Below are 1,859 nucleotides of genomic sequence, written 5' to 3'. Positions count from 1 at the left end.
CTGTAGTAAGTGTTACTCCTACTCCAGGATATCCTGACGGCTCATTCACCGTGGTTGTCGACACTGCGATGAAAAAGAAGAATATCAAAACGACTTCGGTCTCTGTTCCTGGTGCTTTGTCATCGCCAGATGTACGTTTAATCGTAGATAATTCTTTCTTAACAGATTGGAATACGCAAACGAATGCATCTCCTGCTTCTAATTATTCGATTCCACAATATCTCCCTCTTTTAACAGGAAGCAGCTTCTCTTGTTCCGGGATAAATCTTTTCCATCCATATGGATGTTTAGGATACACACCTGATTATTTAGCAGTAAACTGGATGGGAAATTACAACAAAGGTGTTCCTTATTGGAACTCTTGGTCAGATGCAGGAAGCTTCAATAGTTTTCTCTCGGACGGTAAATTCCAATTATCTACAAATTCTGGACTTTCGTATCGTTTTGGAACAGTTTCTGCTGATGCAATCTTGAGCGATTTAGGAGGGGTTTCTGTTAGCGAACCTATTACAGTCTCGGAAGGCGATAAATCTTTTGTAATTTGGCGCAAAGATACGAGCTTACTTGCAAAGTTTATCCAAATCTCTACCGGTCTAGTGCCAAGCGGTTGTTCTGCTCAATATACGATTGCTTCCGGGCTCCCCACAAGCACTGTATTTGATGCGAAGTTAAGCAACGGAAAGATTGCTATCGCATACACGAACGATAAACAAATCTATCTGACTGCAAGGGATCTCAATACTTGTGCACAGATTGGGGCTGCCCCGGTGTTGGTTGACACTCGTACAGCTGCATTTAGCACGAATGGTGCAAGCAATGTGAATGTCGGAATCGGAAATACGGGTTCCGCGATTGTAGTTTGGAACGATCAGTGGATGTTGGATTTTGTTAACTATACAAAACGTGTGAATGCACGTATTTACACAATTAATTCTGTGGCAAACACTGTTACTGCGTCAGCTGCTACATTCCAAATGGTAAACACCGTCAGTAATACGCCAGGGTATTACGGAACAAAAGTAGATGTGGATGGCACAAAAGCGATAGTTATTCTGAATGCAAGAGGGTGGACAGACTCTATTGATGATCCTCCTCCAAGTTATAGTGTTTCTTATAGAGTATATGACTTAACTAACGCATCTCTTGTTGGCTCAGCTGGAACTATGCAGGCCGCTACATCAAATCAACAAATTGGTTATGTTTCAAATATCTCCGTAAAAGCAACGAATGGTAGAGGGCTTGTTACCGTTAGAAATCATGCAAATACTCTGAATACTCGAGTAGTTGATCTTGCAACGGGAAATTCCGTGTCTACCGGCTTAATCCAAGTTGGAACCGCTGTAGATTCATTTAAGACTTATGTTTCTGGAACCACTGGACTAATCTCTTTCTCTTCAGGGACCGGGATTTATTTGATGGGAATTAATTTGACTGACGGTATTGCGATCAATTCCGCACTTTCGATTGGGAATTCTTCGGCAGGAACTACGAAGAAGGCAGGAGGAAATATTATTGTTGGAAATTATATTTTCTCATTCTGGGAACATATTGAGAATGCTAAGTCTACTATCCGAGGTAGACAACTTTCCTTAGTAAGCAATTCCATTTCACTGAAAGGAAGCGGAGAGTTCTTTATAAGCACAACAAACCAAGGAAATCAAACTGGGCCTAGTATCGTAGGTGATTTGTCTTCGTCTGTCGGTTTGGTTACTTGGCTTTCTGTAGATACGAATCCTTCTCAGCAGGTTATTCGTTCTTACAATTTGAATCTCTTGAATCCTGGTTCATTGCAGTATGGATTGAATAACTTCTTCTTATCACCTTTGATCGAAAGAGATTACACTCTCAACGTTCAAATA

The 1,859-nt window shown here is 41.0% G+C and carries 1 pseudogene; it reads left to right on the top strand.

The window, feature by feature from the left end:
* Window positions 1–1,859, top strand: a pseudogene (locus EHO65_RS19930) (LIC12048 family lipoprotein); the annotation flags it as partial.

The organism is Leptospira andrefontaineae (assembly GCF_004770105.1).
Taxonomy (GTDB): domain Bacteria; phylum Spirochaetota; class Leptospiria; order Leptospirales; family Leptospiraceae; genus Leptospira_B; species Leptospira_B andrefontaineae.
This window is presented reverse-complemented; position numbering and strand designations above follow the sequence as displayed.